Source organism: Aeromicrobium sp. CFBP 8757 (assembly GCF_014841755.1).
Lineage (GTDB): Bacteria > Actinomycetota > Actinomycetes > Propionibacteriales > Nocardioidaceae > Aeromicrobium.
The window spans coordinates 52,954-70,912 of the sequence record NZ_JACYUM010000002.1; the positions used below are offsets into that span (position 1 = coordinate 52,954).

13 protein-coding genes and 1 pseudogene are annotated in these 17,959 nt (G+C 72.4%); 3 read left to right on the forward strand and 11 right to left on the reverse strand.

The window, feature by feature from the left end; all coding sequences use genetic code 11:
- Positions 1-9: 9 nt before the first annotated feature.
- A complete protein-coding gene (locus IFT73_RS07165) occupies positions 10-3,468 on the reverse strand; it encodes a glycosyltransferase (protein WP_192167044.1) in 3,459 nt (1,152 codons plus the stop codon).
- Positions 3,469-3,707: 239 nt separating this feature from the next.
- A complete protein-coding gene (locus IFT73_RS07170; protein WP_192167045.1) occupies positions 3,708-4,499 on the reverse strand; it encodes a transglutaminase family protein in 792 nt (263 codons plus the stop codon).
- Between the two features lie 58 nt (positions 4,500-4,557).
- Between IFT73_RS07170 and IFT73_RS07175 the strand changes: the two are divergent.
- Positions 4,558-5,223 (forward strand): annotated as a pseudogene (locus IFT73_RS07175) (NADPH-dependent F420 reductase); the annotation flags it as partial.
- Here the strand turns inward: IFT73_RS07175 and meaB are convergent.
- From meaB to IFT73_RS07195, 4 genes are all read right to left on the reverse strand, one after another.
- Positions 5,211-6,182 (reverse strand): methylmalonyl Co-A mutase-associated GTPase MeaB, encoded by a 972-nt coding sequence (meaB, locus tag IFT73_RS07180; protein ID WP_192167047.1) that lies wholly within the window; start codon positions 6,180-6,182, stop codon positions 5,211-5,213. The pseudogene IFT73_RS07175 and the gene meaB sit on opposite strands and share 13 nt — an antisense overlap.
- A 13-nt stretch (positions 6,183-6,195) precedes the next feature.
- Positions 6,196-8,379: a methylmalonyl-CoA mutase gene (scpA, locus tag IFT73_RS07185; RefSeq protein WP_192167048.1), complete on the reverse strand. Its 2,184-nt coding sequence runs from the start codon at positions 8,377-8,379 to the stop codon at positions 6,196-6,198.
- On the reverse strand, positions 8,376-10,202 hold the full coding sequence (locus tag IFT73_RS07190; protein ID WP_192167049.1) for a methylmalonyl-CoA mutase family protein: 1,827 nt from the start codon (positions 10,200-10,202) through the stop codon (positions 8,376-8,378). Before IFT73_RS07190 ends, scpA begins: the two co-directional genes overlap by 4 nt.
- A 63-nt stretch (positions 10,203-10,265) precedes the next feature.
- Positions 10,266-10,586, reverse strand: a complete 321-nt coding sequence (locus IFT73_RS07195; protein ID WP_192167050.1) for a hypothetical protein — start codon at positions 10,584-10,586, stop codon at positions 10,266-10,268.
- A gap of 42 nt (positions 10,587-10,628) precedes the next feature.
- Between IFT73_RS07195 and serC the strand changes: the two genes are divergently transcribed.
- Positions 10,629-11,735, forward strand: a complete 1,107-nt coding sequence (gene serC, locus IFT73_RS07200; RefSeq protein ID WP_192167051.1) for a phosphoserine transaminase — start codon at positions 10,629-10,631, stop codon at positions 11,733-11,735.
- Positions 11,736-11,846: 111 nt separating this feature from the next.
- Here the strand turns inward: serC and IFT73_RS07205 are convergent, their stop codons facing one another.
- The 3 genes from IFT73_RS07205 to IFT73_RS07215 form a co-directional block, all read right to left on the reverse strand.
- A complete protein-coding gene (locus IFT73_RS07205; RefSeq protein ID WP_192167052.1) occupies positions 11,847-12,368 on the reverse strand; it encodes a gamma carbonic anhydrase family protein in 522 nt (173 codons plus the stop codon).
- A gap of 67 nt (positions 12,369-12,435) precedes the next feature.
- Entirely contained in the window at positions 12,436-13,875 is a 1,440-nt protein-coding gene (locus IFT73_RS07210) for an NCS2 family permease (protein WP_192167053.1), read from the reverse strand.
- Between the two features lie 92 nt (positions 13,876-13,967).
- Complete coding sequence (locus tag IFT73_RS07215) at positions 13,968-14,987, reverse strand: hypothetical protein (RefSeq protein WP_192167054.1); 1,020 nt, start codon at positions 14,985-14,987, stop codon at positions 13,968-13,970.
- A gap of 59 nt (positions 14,988-15,046) precedes the next feature.
- On the opposite strand from IFT73_RS07215, the gene IFT73_RS19535 reads away from it, so the two are divergent.
- Entirely contained in the window at positions 15,047-15,454 is a 408-nt protein-coding gene (locus tag IFT73_RS19535) for a DUF2530 domain-containing protein (protein WP_235502120.1), read from the forward strand.
- A 19-nt stretch (positions 15,455-15,473) separates the two neighbouring features.
- Here the strand turns inward: IFT73_RS19535 and IFT73_RS07225 are convergent, their stop codons facing one another.
- Together IFT73_RS07225 and IFT73_RS07230 are read right to left on the reverse strand one after the other, a co-directional pair.
- Positions 15,474-17,069, reverse strand: a complete 1,596-nt coding sequence (locus tag IFT73_RS07225) for an MDR family MFS transporter (protein WP_192167055.1) — start codon at positions 17,067-17,069, stop codon at positions 15,474-15,476.
- A gap of 98 nt (positions 17,070-17,167) precedes the next feature.
- On the reverse strand, positions 17,168-17,914 hold the full coding sequence (locus IFT73_RS07230) for a DUF3027 domain-containing protein (RefSeq protein WP_056612228.1): 747 nt from the start codon (positions 17,912-17,914) through the stop codon (positions 17,168-17,170).
- Positions 17,915-17,959 lie beyond the last annotated feature (45 nt).

Below are 17,959 nucleotides of genomic sequence, written 5' to 3' on the forward strand. Positions count from 1 at the left end.
CCCGGCCGGTCAGAGGTCGTGCTCGACCCCCCGGGCGTCGAGCACGTCCGCCAGCAGCACGCGTGCCCGTGCCTCGAACGAGTGCTCGGCCGCGACCCGCGCCGCATTGGCCGCGAGGGTCGCGGCATCGGGCCACCGCGTCGACGCGGGGTCGAGCAGCGCCGCGAGCTCGTCGCGGTCGGCGTACGTGCGCACCGACGGCCCCAGCACGTCCTCGATCCCCTCGACGGGGTCGCTGACGACCCGGGCGCCCGACGCCACCGCGTCGAACAGCCGGTTCGAGTAGAAGCCGAGACGGGCCATGTCGGCCCAGTGGTCGTTGAGGACGATGCGGGCGCCGCGGTAGGCCGCCGGCACCGCGGCGTTGTCGAGGTGGTCGGACGCGACCAGGGCGGGGTCGATGAAGCGGTCCCACCCGTCGCCGTAGATCGTCAGGTCGGCGCCCACTGCCACCGCGTCGCCGACGACGGGGCGCATGACCTTGCGGGTGCGACCCACGAAGAGCGTGCCGAGCCCGGCCGTCGCCTCGCCGTCGGGCGAGAACCGTGAGACGTCGGTCGCCTGCAGCAGCGTCCGCACCTCGCGCGACGTCGCCGCGCTTGTCTGCTCGGCCCACGCCCTGCCCGCCGAGTAGACCAGGTCGAAGCCCTGCGTCAGCTCGTCGGGCGGCACCTCGTCGGGGTGGCTGATGACCCACAGGACGTTGGTCGCACCGGGCTGCGACACGGCCGGCCAGCGTCCCCGCAGCGTCAGCGTCACGTCGTCGAGGTGGTCGGACGCCGGACGCTGGTGGGCGCCGCGGCGGTCGACGAAGGCCTCCTGACCCCACGCCCGCAGCCCCCGGACGAGATCGTCGGCGAAGTGGGTGTCGCCCCACGTGTCGCCGCTCGGACCGCCCTGCGCCGCGATCTTGACGGCCCACCGCAGGCACGGCAGACCCGCGCCGGGCCCGGACCCGACGACCCGCGCGGGCCGTCGCAGCACCGGCGAGCTCGTCGTGCGGCGGCGGCTCAGCGGTGCGCCCGGACCGGGACGGAAGCCGTCGACGACGAGCCCCGCCCGCTCCCAGGCGTCGGTGCGGGCCGCCGGCAGGCGCCCGCCCCAGCGGTCGAGCAGACGCAGCTGGTCGGGCTCGGACGGGCCGGCCAGCGGCGAGCGCGCCCGGCGGCTGACGCGCGAGGCCGTCGCGGTGACGAGGCGGCCCGGTGCCCCGGCCGTGAGCCGCAGCGACAGGTCGACGTCGGCGAGGTCGCCGAACGTCGGGTCGAGCCCCCCGACCGCCACGAGGTCGTCGGCACGCAGGGCCAGGCTCACGGAGCTCACGGCATCGGGCACGACGTCGCCGGACGGCAGGTCGGACAGCGGGTGGGACGCCAGCAGGTGCACCGGGACGACGTGAGGCCCCGCGGAGACCAGGCCCGCCGATCGGATCGTGTCGTCGGCCGTGACGAGCAGCGACTGCGCCGCGAGCACGCCCGGGGTCGACACGGCGTCGACGAGCGGCTCGAGCCAGCCGTCGTGCACCTCGACGTCGGGGTCGAGCAGAACGACGACCTCACCCGTCGACGCCGCGAGGGCGCGGTTGGCCGTCACGGAGCCGTGTGACGGGGCGGGGACGCGCAGCACCGTCACGCGGTCGTCGCCGGCGTACACCGACGTCAGGACCGCCGACAGCTCGCGGTCGGAGGCGTCGTCGACCACGACGACCTCGAGGTCGCGCTCCCCCGCCTGCGCGAGGGCCGCGTCGACCGCCCGCCGCGTGCGGTGCCGGTCGCCGCGCATCGTCATCAGCACCGACACGCGCCCGGGGACTCGCGGACGGTCCGCGGCAGGCGGCCGCTCGGCGTCGCGCACGACCTGCTCGTGGGTCGGGCTCCGGCCCGGGCCGAGCGGCCGCTCGCCGAGGTGGTCGCCGCGCACGCCGACGAACGGCACGAACAGCGCCGGTGCGTCGTGGCGCAGCAGGACGTCCCAGTCCCACCGGTCGTCGGCCTCGGCGCGCGGGACGGTGGCCCGCAGGAGGTCCGTCGGGGCGAGGACACCCGCCAGGGAGCGCGGGACGTCCCAGAGCAGGGCCTCGCGGCCGGGCAGCTCGGCCCACCACCGTCCCGTGGCCTCGTCGACGGCCGCGCCGTGGACGATCTGCCGGGGTGCGGCAGCGGCGGCGGTCAGCAGGGCGCCCAGCAGCAGCGGCGACCACGACTCCTGCGGCTGCCACACCGCCACCCGGGGCTCGTGGACGGTCGCCAGCACGTCGGCGGCCCTCTCGGCCCACGACCGGGAGGCGGTGGGCACGAGGACGACCCGCGCGTCGGCCTCGGCGAGGTCGCCCAGCGGCGCCGGCACCGGCGCGCCCTCGTCGACCGCGACACGCAGCGTCCACGCGGTGTGCTCCTGCGCCAGGACGGTCGCGAGCGTGTCGGGCAGCTCCCTGCCCCACTCGCGCGCATCGGCGAGCATCGCGACGGCGTCGGTCGATGCGACCACCTGCGGTCGCGCGGCCGCCAGGTACCAGCGGGCCGTGGTCGACGGCGGCGGACGCAGCAGCGCCCGCTGACGTCCGGCCTCCGCGGCGGTGCGCGTCATGAGCGCCCGGAGGTCGTCGAACGCGACGGGCTCGACGTCCGAGCCGGGTTCCGGCACCGTGAGGACCGTCCCGTCAGCGGCGGCCCGCGCGAGGAAGTGCCCCATCGCTCCCCCGGGGTGCCCGGCCGCCTCCGGGACGCGCGCGAGGTAGGTCGCACCGTCGAAGTGCGGTCCCGCGGCACCGGCGACCTGCCCCGTGCGCAGGAGGTGCATCAGCGTCATCGGCATGCGGATGCCCGCCTTGCTGCGGTACCAGGCGCGCTCGTACAGCGGGGACGGCGACAGGGCCAGCGACTCCCCCTCCTCCAGGAAGTGCCAGACCGCCGCCCGGTCGTCGGCGAACGTGCGCCCCGCCAGGGCCTCGTAGTACGGCCGGTCCAGCACCCCCGCGGCCAGGATCGTGTCGAGCGCCGTCGCCTGCTGGCCCCGCAGGTGCACGAAGCGCCTCCACGACCGGCGGCCGAGCATCGGCACGGGAGCGCCGGCGTGCGCGTGCTGCAGGTAGAGACCGACCGGTCCGCCGGGGTGGTCGGCCGCGGCCGGCGCGAGGGCCACCAGCCCGAGGTCGTCGAGCACCGCGCGCACGGGGAACGTCCGGGCCGATCCGTCGAGCACCGCCGCCACGACCTCGTCCGCCCTGAGGCCGGTCGCGCCGACGTCGGTCAGCGGATTGGGCAGCAGCCCGGCTGCGGCACCGTGCGTCACGTAGTGCTCGAGCGCCGCAGCGGGCGTCTCGAGGCGCTCGGTCGTCTGCAGCCGGTAGTACCAGGCGTCGAACAGCCACGAGTCGAGCGGGCCATCGCCGGCGCCCTCGCCCTCGGGGGAGGTGACGACCTCTCGGGCCTTCCGTGCGACACCGCGCAGGCGGTTCCTCGGCGACATGTCCAGCACCCTACGCAAGGACGCGGACGGCCCGGGGACCGCCGCACCGTCGGGGCCCACCGGCCCGGACGTGAGAGGGGGCCGGCCATCCCCCCGAGACGGCCGGCCCCACGACGCCTTCGCGTCGGTGCCTCTGAGAAAGACAGTAGCGAACTCTCGACGGCAAGTGCAGTCTTGACTTTCGCGTCGTGACTAGTTATTTAGGACTATGGCCGCCTAGTCCCGTCGGACGACGTCGGTCAGCGCAGCGCGACGAGCCGGGTCAGGTCGTCGGTCGGCAGCTCGTCGACGACGGCCGTGACCTTCATCCACCGCAGGTCGACGGCCGCGCCGTGCTGCGACAGGAACGCCGTCTCGGACGCGTCCTGGCCCGTCGCGATGCGCACGAGCGAGCTGCGCGGGGCCAGCGCCGTCGCGTCGACGACGTGCCACTCGCCCTCGACGTGCGCCTCGGCGACGGCGTGGAAGTCCATCGGGAACAGGCCCGGTGCGTAGACCGAGGCGAGACGCGCCGGCACGTCGAGCGCGCGCAGCAGGGCCACCACGAGGTGCGCGTAGTCGCGGCAGACGCCGGCGCGCGCCAGCATCGTGGCGACGGCGCCGTCGGTCGGCTGGCTCGCGCCGGAGACGTACGAGAGCCGGTCGCCGACCCACGAGCTCACGGCGTCGAGCAGCTCCTTGCCCTCGACACCCGAGAACTCCGACTTGGCGGTCGGGAAGAGCGTGTCGGACTCGCAGTACCGGCTTGGCCGGCGGTACTCGATGATGTCGAGCTCCTCCGTGCCGATCGGATCGGCCTGTCCCGTGACCTCGGCGGCGTAGTCGATGACCATCGGGCCGGGAGGGCCCACGAGGCGGTGCAGACGCGTGCCGTGGCGTCCCGCGACCTCGTGCGCCTCGATCGGGGAGCCGTTCGAGGTGATCGTCAACGTCTCGTCGGCGTCGGCCCCCTCGGCGACCGCGACCGACAGGATCAGGTCGGCCTCGCCGTGCAGGTAGAGCTCGAGGTGGGACGTCACGGATCGCTTCACCGGACGATCCTGTCACGCTGCCCGGCCATCGGCACAACTCGCCAGGAATGACTCCGGCCACAGGGGCGTTGAACCGCTCATGACCACCATCGGACTCATCGGATCAGGCCTCATCGGCTCCCAGGTCGCCCGCGCGGCGACGGCTCACGGACACCACGTCGTCCTCAGCAACTCGCGGGGGCCCGAGACCCTCGCCGACCTCGTCGCCGAGCTCGGCGAGCTCGCCTCCGCGGCCACCCCGGCCGAGGCGGCCGCCGCCGGCGACCTCGTCGTCGTGACGATCCCGCTCAAGGCCATCGACACCGTGCCGGTCGAGCCCCTCGAGGGCAAGGTCGTGATCGACACCAACAACTACTACCCGCAGCGCGACGGGCACATCGACGTCCTCGACGACGGGTCGACCACGAGCTCGCAGCTGCTGCAGGACCGCCTGCCCGGCTCGCACGTCGTCAAGGCGTTCAACCACATCGCGGCCGCCGACATCACCGAGCACGCCCAGCCCGGCGGCACCGACGACCGTCGCGCCCTCGCCATCGCCGGCGACGACGAGCAGGCCAAGGCGACCGTTGCGGGCCTGATCGACCAGATCGGCTTCGACGTCGTCGACCTCGGCCCGCTGGCCGAGAGCTGGCGCATCGAGACCGACACCCCCGGCTACGGTCCCCGGCTGACCGCCGCCGGCCTGCGCGACGCCCTGGCCGCGGCGCAGCGTCAGGAGTCGTAGGCCTCGAGGATCCGGTCGGCGGCGGTCGCTGCGGGCATCTCGCCCGACAGCACCGCCTCGCGGATCTCGGCCCGCACCGAGGCGACGGCCGGGTCGTTGCGCAGCCGCTGGTCGAGCTCGTCGCGCACCAGCGCCCACGTGAAGTCGAGCTGCTGCTGGGCCCGCTTCTCGCGCAGCCCCTTGGCGCCCATGAACTCGCGGTGCCGCACGACGCGGTTCCAGACCGTGTCGATGCCCGTGCCCTCGAGCGCCGAGCAGGTCAGCACCGGCGGCACCCAGTCCTGCGTGCCGGCGTAGACCATGCGCAGCGCACCCGCGAGGTCCTTGGACGTCGCATGGGCCTCCTGCGCACGGTCGCCGTCGGCCTTGTTGACCGCGATGACGTCGGCGATCTCGAGGATCCCCTTCTTGATGCCCTGCAGCTGGTCGCCCGTGCGCGCGATCGTCAGGAACAGGAACGTGTCGACCATGCCGGCGACCGTGATCTCGGACTGGCCGACCCCGACCGTCTCGACCAGGACGACGTCGAACCCCGCCGCCTCGAGCACCGTCATGGCCTGACTCGTGGCCCGCGCGACGCCGCCGAGCGTGCCGGCGCTGGGCGACGGCCGGATGAACGCGTCGGGACTGACCGCGAGCTTCGACATGCGCGTCTTGTCGCCCAGCACCGAGCCGCCGGTGCGGACGCTCGACGGATCGACCGCGAGCACGCCGACGCGGTGGCCCTCGTCGATCAGGTGCGTGCCGAGCGCCTCGATGAACGTCGACTTGCCGACACCCGGCACGCCCGAGATGCCGACGCGGATCGCGCCGCCCGCGGACTCGGTCAGCAGGCCCAGCAGCTCGCGCGCCTCGGCCCGGTGGTCGTCCCGCCGCGACTCGACCAACGTGATGGCGCGCGAGATCGACGCCCGCCGGCCGACCCGCAGATCGTCCGCCAGCTCCTGGACGTCGACCATCAGACCGCCCCCGTCACGGGGCGAGCGTCGTGCGCAGCTTGTCGAGCAGGTCGAGCGCCGAGTCGGCGATCACGGTGCCGGGCGGGAAGACCGCCGCGGCGCCCATCTCGAGCAGCGTCGGGACGTCGTCGGGCGGGATGACGCCGCCGATGACGATCATGATGTCGGGACGTCCGAGCTCGGCCAGCGACTCCTTGAGCGCCGGCAGCAGCGTCAGGTGCCCGGCCGCGAGCGACGACACGCCCACGATGTGGACGTCGGCGTCGATCGCCTGCTGGGCGACCTCCTCGGGCGTCGAGAACAGCGGGCCGACGTCGACGTCGAAGCCCATGTCGGCGAAGGCCGTCACGATGACCTTCTGGCCGCGGTCGTGACCGTCCTGGCCCATCTTCGCGACCAGGATGCGCGGGCGGCGGCCCTCGGCCCTCTCGAACTCCTCGGTCGCCTCGATGACCTGGGCGACGTTGCCGGCCTGGCCGGCCTCGGTGCGGTACACACCTGAGATCGTACGGATGACGGCCTGGTGGCGCCCGTAGACCTTCTCGAGGGCGTCGGAGATCTCGCCGACCGTCGCCTTGGCCCTGGCCGCCGCGACGGCGAGGTGGAGCAGGTTGTCGTCGAGCGACCCGTCGCTCGCCGACCCCTTGGCGGCGCTGCGGGTCAGGGCCTCGAGGGCCGCGTCGACCTCGGCCTGGTCGCGCTCGGCGCGCAGGCGCTCGAGCTTGGCGATCTGCGAGGCGTAGACCGCCTTGTTGTCGACCTTCAGCACGTCGAGCGCGTCCTCGTCGGCCAGCCGGTACGTGTTGACGCCGATGACGGCCTGCTGCCCCGAGTCGATGCGGGCCTGCGTGCGCGCGGCCGCCTCCTCGATGCGCATCTTGGGGATGCCCGCCTCGATGGCCTTCGACATGCCGCCGGCCTTCTCGACCTCCTGGATGTGCGCCCAGGCACGGTTCGCGAGGTCGTGCGTCAGCCGCTCGACGTAGTACGAGCCGCCCCACGGGTCGATGACGTCGGTCGTGCCCGACTCCTGCTGCAGCAGCAGCTGGGTGTTGCGGGCGATGCGCGCGCTGAAGTCGGTCGGCAGCGCGATGGCCTCGTCGAGCGCGTTGGTGTGCAGCGACTGCGTGTGACCCTGCGTCGCCGCCATCGCCTCGATCGCGGTGCGACCGACGTTGTTGAACACGTCCTGCGCGGTCAACGACCAGCCGGACGTCTGGCTGTGCGTGCGCAGGCTCAGGCTCTTGGGGTTCTTCGGGTCGAAGTCGGCGACGAGCCGGGCCCACAGGGCGCGGGCGGCGCGCAGCTTGGCGACCTCCATGTAGAAGTTCATGCCGATCGCCCAGAAGAAGCTCAGGCGGGGGGCGAACGCGTCGATGTCGAGGCCGACGTCGAGGCCCGCGCGGATGTACTCGACGCCGTCGGCCAGCGTGTAGGCCAGCTCGAGGTCATTCGTCGCCCCGGCCTCCTGGATGTGGTAGCCCGAGATCGAGATCGAGTTGAACCGCGGCATCTTCTGCGCCGTGTACGCGAAGATGTCGGAGATGATCCGCATCGACGGCGCCGGCGGGTAGATGTAGGTGTTGCGGACCATGAACTCCTTGAGGATGTCGTTCTGGATGGTCCCCGAGAGCTTCTCGGGCGGCACGCCCTGCTCCTCGGCCGCGACGATGTAGAGCGCCAGCACCGGCAGCACGGCGCCGTTCATCGTCATCGACACGCTCATCTCGTCGAGCGGGATGCCCTCGAAGAGCTTGCGGGTGTCGTAGATCGAGTCGATCGCGACGCCCGCCATGCCGACGTCGCCGACGACGCGCGGGTTGTCGGAGTCGTAGCCGCGGTGCGTCGCGAGGTCGAAGGCGACCGACAGGCCCTTCTGGCCCGCCGCGAGGTTGCGGCGGTAGAACGCATTGGACTCCTCGGCGGTCGAGAAGCCCGCGTACTGCCGGATCGTCCACGGCTGCGTCGTGTACATCGCGGGGTACGGGCCGCGCAGGAACGGCGTCAGGCCCGGGTACGTGTCGAGGCCGTCGAGGCCCTCGAGGTCGGCGGGCGTGTAGAGACCCTCGACGTCGATGCCCTCGGGCGAGGCCCACGGCTCGGCGCCGTCGGTGGCCCTCGCGTACGTCTCGGGATCGGGCTCGTGGGGCTGCTCGGGATCGAGCGGGAGCCCCTGGAAGCTGTGCGGGATCGTCATGCGATCTCCTGTCGGATCGAGCGGAGGAAGGCCAGCGCATCGACACCCACCGCGATGGTCGTGTCGGCCCCGACGTCGGCCGTGCCGGCCAGGACGACGTGGCGGGCACCGGCGTCGCGCAGCGCGGCGACGAGCTCGGCGCCCCACGCGTCGTAGCCCTTGTCGTTGCCGACCAGGCAGACGACCGCGGGGCTGCCCGCGGACGAGTACGCCGCGAGCACGTCGTCGACGCCCTCGCTGGGCCCCGCCACGACGGTCTCGACGCCTCCGGCGGCCAGCAGGTTCGCGGCGAACGTCGAGCGGGCCGTGAACGCCGCGACGGTGCCCATCGACGCGAGGAACACGGGCGCGGCGGCGGGCTCGTCGCGCAGCGCCTCGAACTCGCCGGCATAGCGGTGGACCTCGAGCGGACGGTCGTAGGGGCGGCGGTCGGGCAGGGTCTCGGCGACCTGCGGGAACTCCGAGACGCCCGTGATCGGTCGCTTCCGACGGGCGATCGCGAGGGCGCGGTCGGACACGGTCTGCTCGATGCGGCCCCGCAGCAGGTCTAGGGCCGCCTCGAGGCTCGGCGTCGCGTCGATCTCGCCGAACAGCTCCCAGGCCGCGCGGGCGAGGTCGTCGGTGAGCTTCTCGACGGCGTGGGAGCCGCCGGCCGGGTCGGTCACCGCGGCGACGTGCGACTCGCTGATCAGCAGGCTCGAGGTGTTGCGGGCGATGCGGCGGCTGAACGGCTCGGGCAGGCCCAGCGGCTCGTCGAACGGCAGCACCGTGACGGCGGCGGCGCCACCCGTGCCGGCGGCGAACGAGGCGACCGTCGTGCGCAGCATGTTCACGTAGGGGTCGTAGCGCGACATCATGGGCCGCGACGTGACGGCGTGCTGGAGCTGCCCGGCCGCGGCGGTCGTGACCCCGCTGAGCTCGGCGACGCGGTTCCAGAGCCGGCGGGCGGCTCGCAGCTTGGCGATCGTCGGGAACTGCTCGTCGGTCGCGGCGTAGCGGAAGTCGATCAGCGCCGCGGCCTGCTCGACGTCGAGACCGGCCTCGACCAGCAGGCGCAGGTACTGGGCGCCGGCCGCGAGCGAGTAGGCGAGCTCCTGGACGTCGGACGCGCCGGCGTCGTGCACGGCGGTGGCGTCGACCGTGAGGGCACGCACCCCCAGGGGCTGCGCGAGGTGCGCGATCTCGACCGTCGCGTCGAAGTCGACGACGCCACGACCGCGGAAGGCCGCGCCGATCGGGTCGGCGCCGAAGCTCGTGCCCGGGGCCGCCGCGACGCCCTTGTCGGCGATGACCGCCGCGAGGGCGCGGGCCGCCTCGAGCGGTTCGAACGGCGCGTCGAGCGTGACGGCGGCGAGGTCGACGAACACCGGCTCGAGCACCGTGGCGAGCGCGTCGATCGGCACTCCGCCCGTGCCGGCCGAGATCCACAGCGAGTTGACGCCGTTCTCGAGGTCGGTCACGACGTCGCGGGCCGTGCGCTCGACGTCGGGATCGGTGAACCAGGCGCGGACGTCCCACCCGTCGAGCTCGCGGGTCGCGGTCGCGCCGCGGGTGAACGGCGCCTGGCCGGGCAGCCCGCCGTCGCCCAGGTCGGCCGACAGGGCCGGCGTGCCGAGCGGCGTGACGGAGATGCCGTCGAGGGTCGTCGTGGCCAGCGTGGCCCACACGTCGCCGTCGTCGGCGTCGTCGGTGAGCCGGCGCGACGTGCGGAGCACCGCGGCGGTCGCCGCCTCCCACTCGTCCTGCGTGTGCTCGAGGCCCTCCGAGAGGGGAACCTCGATCGTCGCCGGTGTCCCTGAGCTCGTCGCGGGGTCAGATGCCATGTGGGGCATCGTACGAACACCTTGTGACCTCGGCCACCCAATGTGACGAATGTGACGGATGCGTTACGCGTCGGGGGCGAGCTCGACGAGGAAGCCCGCCATGTCGAGCACCTGCACGTGCTCGGCCGGTGTCGCCGTGATCTCGCTCGCCGCGGTGCGGCGACGTCCGGTCAGCATGACGATGCGGACGATCGTGCCGGCGGCCTCGCCGTCGCCGTCGTCGTCGACGGCGCTCACGATCTCGACCTCGTCCGCCAGGCCCTCGGGCAGCTGCGGCAGGAGCTCGTCGAAGTCGGTCGTCAGGACGGGCCACGCGACGTCGTCCCCGACGGCGAACCCGCCCTCGACGACGACGTCCTCGGCCCCGTCCACCCATGTCCACACGCCCTCAACCGTACGGTGTGGGCGTCCTGAGAGACTGGGGGCGTGAAGATCCCCGCCGAGCTCCTGCCCCGCGACGGACGTTTCGGGTCCGGTCCGTCCAAGATCCGCGTCGAGGCGCTCGACGCCCTCGCGGCGACGGGCACGTCGCTGATGGGCACGTCGCACCGCCAGGCGCCGGTCAGGAACCTGGTCGGCAGCCTGCGCGAGGGGCTCGGCGAGCTGTTCTCGCTGCCCGACGGCTACGAGGTCGTGCTCGGCGTCGGCGGCTCGCACGCCTTCTTCGACGCCGCGACGTTCGGCCTGGTCGAGCGCCGCTCGCAGCACCTCGTGCACGGCGAGTTCTCGCGCAAGTTCGCGACCGCGGTGCAGAAGGCGCCGTTCGTCGACGAGCCCGAGATCCTCGAGACCGATCCGTCGACGCACCCGCTCCCCCACGCGACCCGCGGCGTCGACGTCTACGCCTGGGCCCACAACGAGACGTCGACGGGCGTCATGACGCCCGTCGCGCGGCCCCACGACATCGACGACGGCGCGCTGGTGCTGGTCGACGCGACGTCCGGCGCGGGCGGCCTGCCCGTCGACGTCAGCGAGACCGACGTCTACTACTTCGCGCCCCAGAAGGGCTTCGCGTCCGACGGCGGCATCTGGGTGGCCCTGATGTCACCGGCCGCGATCGACCGCGCCGAGCGCGTCAAGGCCGGCGGACGGCACATCCCCGGCTTCCTCGACCTGCCGTCGGCGATCGACAACTCGCGCAAGAACCAGACGTACAACACGCCCGCGCTCGCGACGCTGTTCCTGATGGACCAGCAGCTGCAGTGGATGCTGGCGCAGGGCGGTCTCGACTGGGCCGTCGGCCGCACCGCCGACTCGTCGCGACGCCTCTACGAGTGGGCCGAGACGTCGACGTACGCGTCGCCGTTCGTCACGGCGCCGGCCGAGCGGTCGCTGGTCGTCGGCACGATCGACCTCGCGGGCGTCGACCAGGGCGCCGTCACGGCGGCCCTGCGCGAGAACGGCGTCGTCGACGTCGACAGCTACCGCGGGCTGGGCCGCAACCAGCTGCGGGTCGCGACGTTCCCGGCGATCGACCCCGACGACGTCACGCAGCTGACCCGCTCGATCGACTGGGTCGTCGACCACCTCTGACGCAGGCGGTCGGGATCGCTCCGCTCGATCCTGATCGCTCACCACGCCTCGCAGGCCGGCGGCTTCGCCGCGAGACGCTCACGCTGCGCTGGCGCGACTCGATGCCAGTCGCTAGCGCTCCTGGATCTCGCCGCCCCGGTGGAGCTCGCGGTGCCCCTCGTAGATCTCGGCATTGGTGTGCAGCTTCGCGATCTCGGCGTCGGTCAGCTCGCGGCGCACCTTGGCCGGGACGCCGGCCACGAGCGAGCGGGGCGGCACGACCATGCCCTCGGTGACGAGCGCACCGGCGGCCACGAGCACCTCGTCGCCGATGACGGCCCCGTTCATGACGGTCGCGCTCATGCCGATCAGCACGTGGTCCCCGACCGTGGCGCCGTGCACGACGGCCCCGTGACCCACCGAGACGCCCTCGCCGAGGATCACGGGCTTGCCCTGGTCGACGTGGAAGACGCAGTTGTCCTGGACGTTGCTGCGGCGGCCGATCGTGATCGGCTCGTTGTCGGCGCGCAGGACGGCGCCGTACCAGATGCTGGCGCCCTCCTCGATCACGACCGAGCCGGCGAGCGTCGCGGTGGGCGCCACCCATGCTCCGTCAGCGACGTGGGGGACCTTGTCTCCGAGTGCGATGCGCATGCCCCACGGTATCCACGTCCCGGCGAAGGGGCCGCAAGCCCCTCCCCGACGGGCCGCAACCCCCTCGTCAGCTGAGCCAGCGGGAGATCGGGTCGATCGCGAAGTAGATCACGAACAGCACGCCGATGACCCACAGCAGCGGGTGCACCGCCGCGACCTTGCCCTTGACGACCTTGATGACGACGTAGGCGATGAAGCCCGCGCCGATGCCGGCCGTGATCGAGTACGTGAACGGCATGACCGCGATCGTCAGGAACGCCGGGATCGCGACCTCGACGTCGTCCCAGTCGATGTTCTTGACCTGGCTCATCATCAGGAAGCCGACGAGCACGAGCGCCGGCACCGCCGCCTCGCTGGGGATGTGCTCGACCAGCGGCGCGAAGAACGTCGACAGCAGGAACAGCAGGCCGGTGACGACCGACGCCAGGCCCGTGCGCGCGCCGTCGCCGACGCCGGAGGCCGATTCGATGTACGACGTGTTGGACGAGACGCCCGCGGCTCCACCGGCCATCGCGGCGATGGAGTCGACCACGAGGATGCGCTGAGCGCCCTCGGGTGAGCCGTCGGCGTCGTTCAGGCCGGCCTCGGCGCCGATCGCCGTCATGGTGCCCATGGTGTCGAAGAAGTCGGCCAGCAGGAGGGTGAAGACCAGCAGCGCGGCCGTCACGAAGCCCACGCGCTCGAACGAGCCGAACAGCGAGAACTCGCCCAGCAGCGAGAAGTCGGGCTTCTGCACGAGGCTGTCGGGCCACGACGGGACGTTGAGGTTCCAGCCCTTGGACGTCGGGTCACCGCCGCTGGCGGGGGTGTCGGTCAGGGCCTGCACGATGCCGGCCAGCACCGTCGTGGCCACAATGCCGATCAGGATCGCGCCGGGGACGCCGCGTGCGTGCAGGCCGATCATGATCAGCAGGCCGATGCAGAACACCAGGACGGGCCAGCCCGACAGGCTCCCGCCGATGCCCAGGCCGATCGGCGGGGCGGCGTTGCCGGTGGTCCGGACGAAGCCTGCGTCGACGAAGCCGATGATCGTGATGAACAGGCCGATGCCGACCGCAATCGCGGTCTTGAGCTGACGCGGGACGGCGTCGAAGACGGCCTTGCGGAATCCGGTCAGCACCAGCAGCAGAATGATGATGCCCTCGAGCACGACGAGGCCCATCGCATCGGCCCAGGTCATCTGGCTCGCGACCGAGAAGGCCACGAAGGCGTTGAGCCCCAGGCCGGTCGCCAGCGCGAGCGGGAAGTTCGCGACGACGCCCATCAGGATCGTCAGCAGACCGGCGACGAGAGCCGTGCAGACCGCGATCGTCGCGAAGCCCGAGCCGGGCTCCGACCCGCCGCCCAGGAAGTTTCCGTCCACGTCTGCGACGCCCGCGAGGATGACGGGGTTCAGCACGATGATGTAGGCCATCGTCAGGAACGTCACGACGCCACCGCGCACCTCGCGGCCGATCGTCGACCCGCGCTGCGAGATCTTGAAGTACTGCTCCAGCGTCGTGGTCATGGGGCTCCCGTCACGGCCGGCCCGCTCGCCGTGAGACGGGTCCGAGGAGGCAGCATGCCAGATGCGTGTCTCCGCGGCGCAACCGTGTCGTGTCAGCGCCGTTTCGTGGTCATGGCACCACTGATCGCCGCGAGCAGCGCGACCACGACGAAGCCCCAGAACCACGTGGCGCCGGCGAACCCGCCGCCGTCGGGCGGCACCGCGGTGCCGGTGCGTCCCGGGGTCGCCTCGGTCGGTGCGGCGCTCGGTCCGTCGGTCGCGTCGCCGCCGGCGGCGGGCGGCGTGAACGGCACGCGGATCAGCGGCGACGCCGTGCCCTCGCTGCCGATCAGGTACGACCGTCCACCCGCCTCCATCGCGAGCGTCTCGCCCTGGTCGACGGGCGGCAGCTCGGACGACGCCTCGATCTGCCACGTCACGGGGTCGAGGACGTACGCCTCGGAGTAGTCGCGGGCCACGACGTGGCGTCCGTCGGGCGTGAACGCGGCATCGGTCACGAGACCGGGCACGTCGCCGGCCAGGGTCTCGGGCTGGTTGGGTCGGTCCTGTGCGAGGTCGACGGGCAGTCGGAAGACCGTGCCGCCGAACAACCCCTTGCTGATCAGGTACTTCGCGCCGGACGTCGGGTCGATCGCGAGCGCCTCGACGTCGATGGACCCGCCGGGGTACGTGACGGGGTACCGCTCGGCCGTGACCGACGTCGTGCCGTCCGCGATCTCGGGGAGGGAGTACAGCGCCGCATCGGTGCGGTCACCGCGGTTGTCACCGGTGTCGGCGATCCAGAGCGTGCCGTCGGGGTCGATCGAGAGGGCCTCGGTGTCGACGAGGTCGGCGTCGATCGTCGCGGCGCCCAGCGTGCGGCCCGTCGAGATCGAGACGGCGTAGACGACGGGAGCCCCGCCGGAGTCGTTGATCGTGTAGGCGCGGTCGGGGTCGTCGGGGCTGACCACCAGGCCGCTGGACTCGTTGATGCGCCCGTCGGACAGCGTGCTGACGGTCTGTGGCCCCGCCTCGGCCGCGTCGGACCGGTTCGCCACCGAGCTGATGAGCACGACGACGAGCAGGGCGAGGAGCAGGCCGGGGATCAGCAGCCGGCGATGACGCGGATTCATTGCAGATCAGCATGACAGGAGGCGACGACGCTCACGATCCGGGCGGGTACGGTGGTCACGTGAGCGATCAGGACGACTGGGTCATCCAGCAGGGCGACGGGCCCGAGACGATCGAGCGCAAGATGGGTCATCGCGAGATCGCCCGCCTCGAGCGCGCCGCGCGGCGGCACGAGTTCGGCCGCCCCGACGTCACCGAGCTCGAGATCGGCCGCACGACGCACCGCGTCGCCGAGGTCGAGCCGATGGACGTCGACGGCGTCCGCACCATGACGGTCGGCACGATCGTGTGGGGCGTCACGGCCATCGCGCTCCTGCCGTTCCTCGGCACCCTCGACGCCGAGGGCCGCACGTGGTGGCTGTGGACGGCGGTCGCGGGCTTCGGCCTGGGCCTGATCGGCATCGAGTACTGCCGCCGCCGCCGCAACGCCCTGCGCATGCAGCCCGGCCGCCGCCGCAAGGTCGACTGACGCCGGCCCACGCCCAGCCTCAGGCCTGGACGTCGTCGGACGCCTTCCTGACCGTGGTGCGCAGGGGCACCTCCTTGATCAGCAGCGCCGCGACGAGGCTCAGCACCGCGACGACGGCCGCGACACCGAAGATCGTCCCGGTCGCGTCGCCGTAGGCCGCGCGCACGATCTCGGCGACCTGCGGGGGCAGGCTCTTGACGTCGAGCAGCGAGCCGCTGCCACCCGCGGTGTCGACGCCCAGCGCCGACAGCTTGGACGTGACGTCGTCCTTGACCTGCGCGGCCAGGATCGCACCGAGCACCGAGACGCCCACCGCGCCGCCGAGCGAGCGGAAGAAGGCGACCGTCGCGCTCGACGCGCCGACCTGCGAGACGTCGACGGTGTTCTGCACCGCGAGGACGTAGTTCTGCAGCAGCATGCCCATGCCGACGCCGACGAAGGCGATGAAGACCATCGCGTGCCACTCGGGCGTCGTGTGGCTGATCGTCGAGAGCAGCCCCATGCCGATGATCAGCGAGACCGACCCGATGACCAGGAAGCGCTTCCAGCGGCCGAAGCGGGTGATGAGCTGCCCCGACACGAGCGTGCCGACGAGCGAGCCGACCATCAACGGGATCGTGAGCAGGCCGGCCTGGGTCGGGGTGCGACCACCGGCGACCTGGAAGTACTGGCCGATGAACACCGAGCCGCCGAACATCGCGATGCCGACGGCGACGCTGCCGATGATCGCCAGGGCCGTGGTGCGCTCGCGGACGACCGCGATCGGCAGCAGCGGCTCGGGGTGTCGCAGCTCGACCCGCACGACCAGCAGCGCCGCGACGACGGTGCCGCCCAGGAACGCCGCGGTCTGCCACGACAGCCACGCGAACGAGTCGCCCGCGAACGTGACCCACAGCAGCGGCAGGCTCGCGGCGATCGCGATCAGCACGGCACCCGCGTAGTCGAAGTCGACCTTGCGGCGGATCGTCGCGATGTGCAGGTACTTCTGCAGCACGATCAGGCTGATGACGGCCAGCGGGACGCACACGAAGAACGTCCAGCGCCACCCGAGGCCCGGGGTGTCGACGATGAGCCCGCCCAGCAGCGGTCCGCTGACGGTCGCGACGGCCATCGTGGCGCCCATGTAGCCGCTGTAGCGACCGCGCTGGCGCGGCGGGATGATCGAGCCGATGATCGACTGCGCGTTGGCGGTCAGGCCGCCCATCGCGATGCCCTGCACGACGCGCATCGAGATGAGCTCGGGCAGGTTGCGCGACAGCCCGGCGAGCATCGACCCGATCACGAAGATCACGATCGAGATCTGCACCAGGGTCTTCTTGTTCATGAGGTCGGAGAGCTTGCCCCAGATCGGTGTCGACACCGTCATCGCGAGCAGCGACGCCGTCACGACCCACGTGTACTGGGTCTGCGAGCCGTCGAGGTCGGCGATGATCGTCGGCAGCGCGTTCGACACGATCGTGCTGCTCAGGATCGCGGTGAACAGGGCCGCGAGCAGGCCGAACAGCACCTCCATGATCTCGCGGTGGCTCGGCTCGTCGGCGTCCGTGCGGGCGACGGGAGGAGCGGGGACGACGGAGGGCGACGTGTCGACGGACGTCGGGTTACCTAGTTGCATGCTGCAACCATACGTCGGATGCATGCATCGCGCAACAAAACACCGCCCCTCGTGAGCGGTCTCACGAGGGGCGGTGGGTCACACCGCGCAGGACGCGGTCAGAGGCCGTCGACCTGGTCGCGCGTCAGGGTGTCGAAGACCGGGTCGGGCAGCTTCTGCGCGCCGGCCGACCGGCTCAGGCGCGCGCCGGAGTGCGCGCCGCAGCCGTGGTCGAACGACACGACCCGGCCGTCGTCGTTGGCCTTGCCGTTGGCGCAGACGCCGAACCGCTCGGACAGGGGCCCGGCCAGGCTGACCATGAAGCCGCACGAGTGGCACACGCCGGACGCCTGCTGGGCGATCGGCGCGTCCGGACCCTGCTCGCCCTCCTGCCAGCGCTCGGCGGCCAGCTCGCGGCCCTCGATCGAGAGCACCCACTCGCGGCCCAGGCCGACCTCGCGGGCGAAGAAGCGGTCGTCGGTCTGCTCGTCGCCGTCGCCCGCCGACCACGACGGGACGAGGCGGATGTCGTCCTCGTCGGGAGGCAGCACGTCGCCGGGGCTCAGGTCGCCCGGACGGATGCGGTCGCGGTAGGGCGTCCACGCCGGGGCCGTGATGGCCTCGTCGCCGGGCAGCAGCACGACGTCGTTGACCGTGACGTGGTCGCTGTCGGGCGCCCGCGAGACGCTGACCGACCAGTACCAGCCGCGATATCCGGGCTTGAGGCACGTGAAGCGGTGCGAGACCAGCAGCTCGGCATCGGCCTCGACACCCGCGTGGTCGCCGACCGCGGAGGCGTCGGCCGACTCGCCGAGGGCCGCGCGGGCGACGTCGACGGCTGCTGCGAGCTGGTCATCGAGAGGCATTGACCCATTGTCGCCCACGATGCCGCGCGCGTCGTGGCAGGGTGC

Excerpts from the sequence above, each read along its gene's own strand:
- IFT73_RS07165 (WP_192167044.1), bottom strand. The coding sequence starts at position 3,468 with ATGTCGCCGAGGAACCGCCTGCGCGGTGTCGCACGGAAGGCCCGAGAG.
- scpA (WP_192167048.1), bottom strand. The coding sequence starts at position 8,379 with ATGACGATCCCGCACAGCTTCCAGGGGCTCCCGCTCGATCCCGAGCAG.
- IFT73_RS07225 (WP_192167055.1), bottom strand. The coding sequence starts at position 17,069 with ATGCAACTAGGTAACCCGACGTCCGTCGACACGTCGCCCTCCGTCGTC.
- IFT73_RS07190 (WP_192167049.1), bottom strand. The coding sequence starts at position 10,202 with ATGGCATCTGACCCCGCGACGAGCTCAGGGACACCGGCGACGATCGAG.
- IFT73_RS07230 (WP_056612228.1), bottom strand. The coding sequence starts at position 17,914 with ATGCCTCTCGATGACCAGCTCGCAGCAGCCGTCGACGTCGCCCGCGCG.
- IFT73_RS07205 (WP_192167052.1), bottom strand. The coding sequence starts at position 12,368 with ATGCGCATCGCACTCGGAGACAAGGTCCCCCACGTCGCTGACGGAGCA.
- meaB (WP_192167047.1), bottom strand. The coding sequence starts at position 6,182 with ATGGTCGACGTCCAGGAGCTGGCGGACGATCTGCGGGTCGGCCGGCGG.
- IFT73_RS07215 (WP_192167054.1), bottom strand. The coding sequence starts at position 14,987 with ATGAATCCGCGTCATCGCCGGCTGCTGATCCCCGGCCTGCTCCTCGCC.
- IFT73_RS07210 (WP_192167053.1), bottom strand. The coding sequence starts at position 13,875 with ATGACCACGACGCTGGAGCAGTACTTCAAGATCTCGCAGCGCGGGTCG.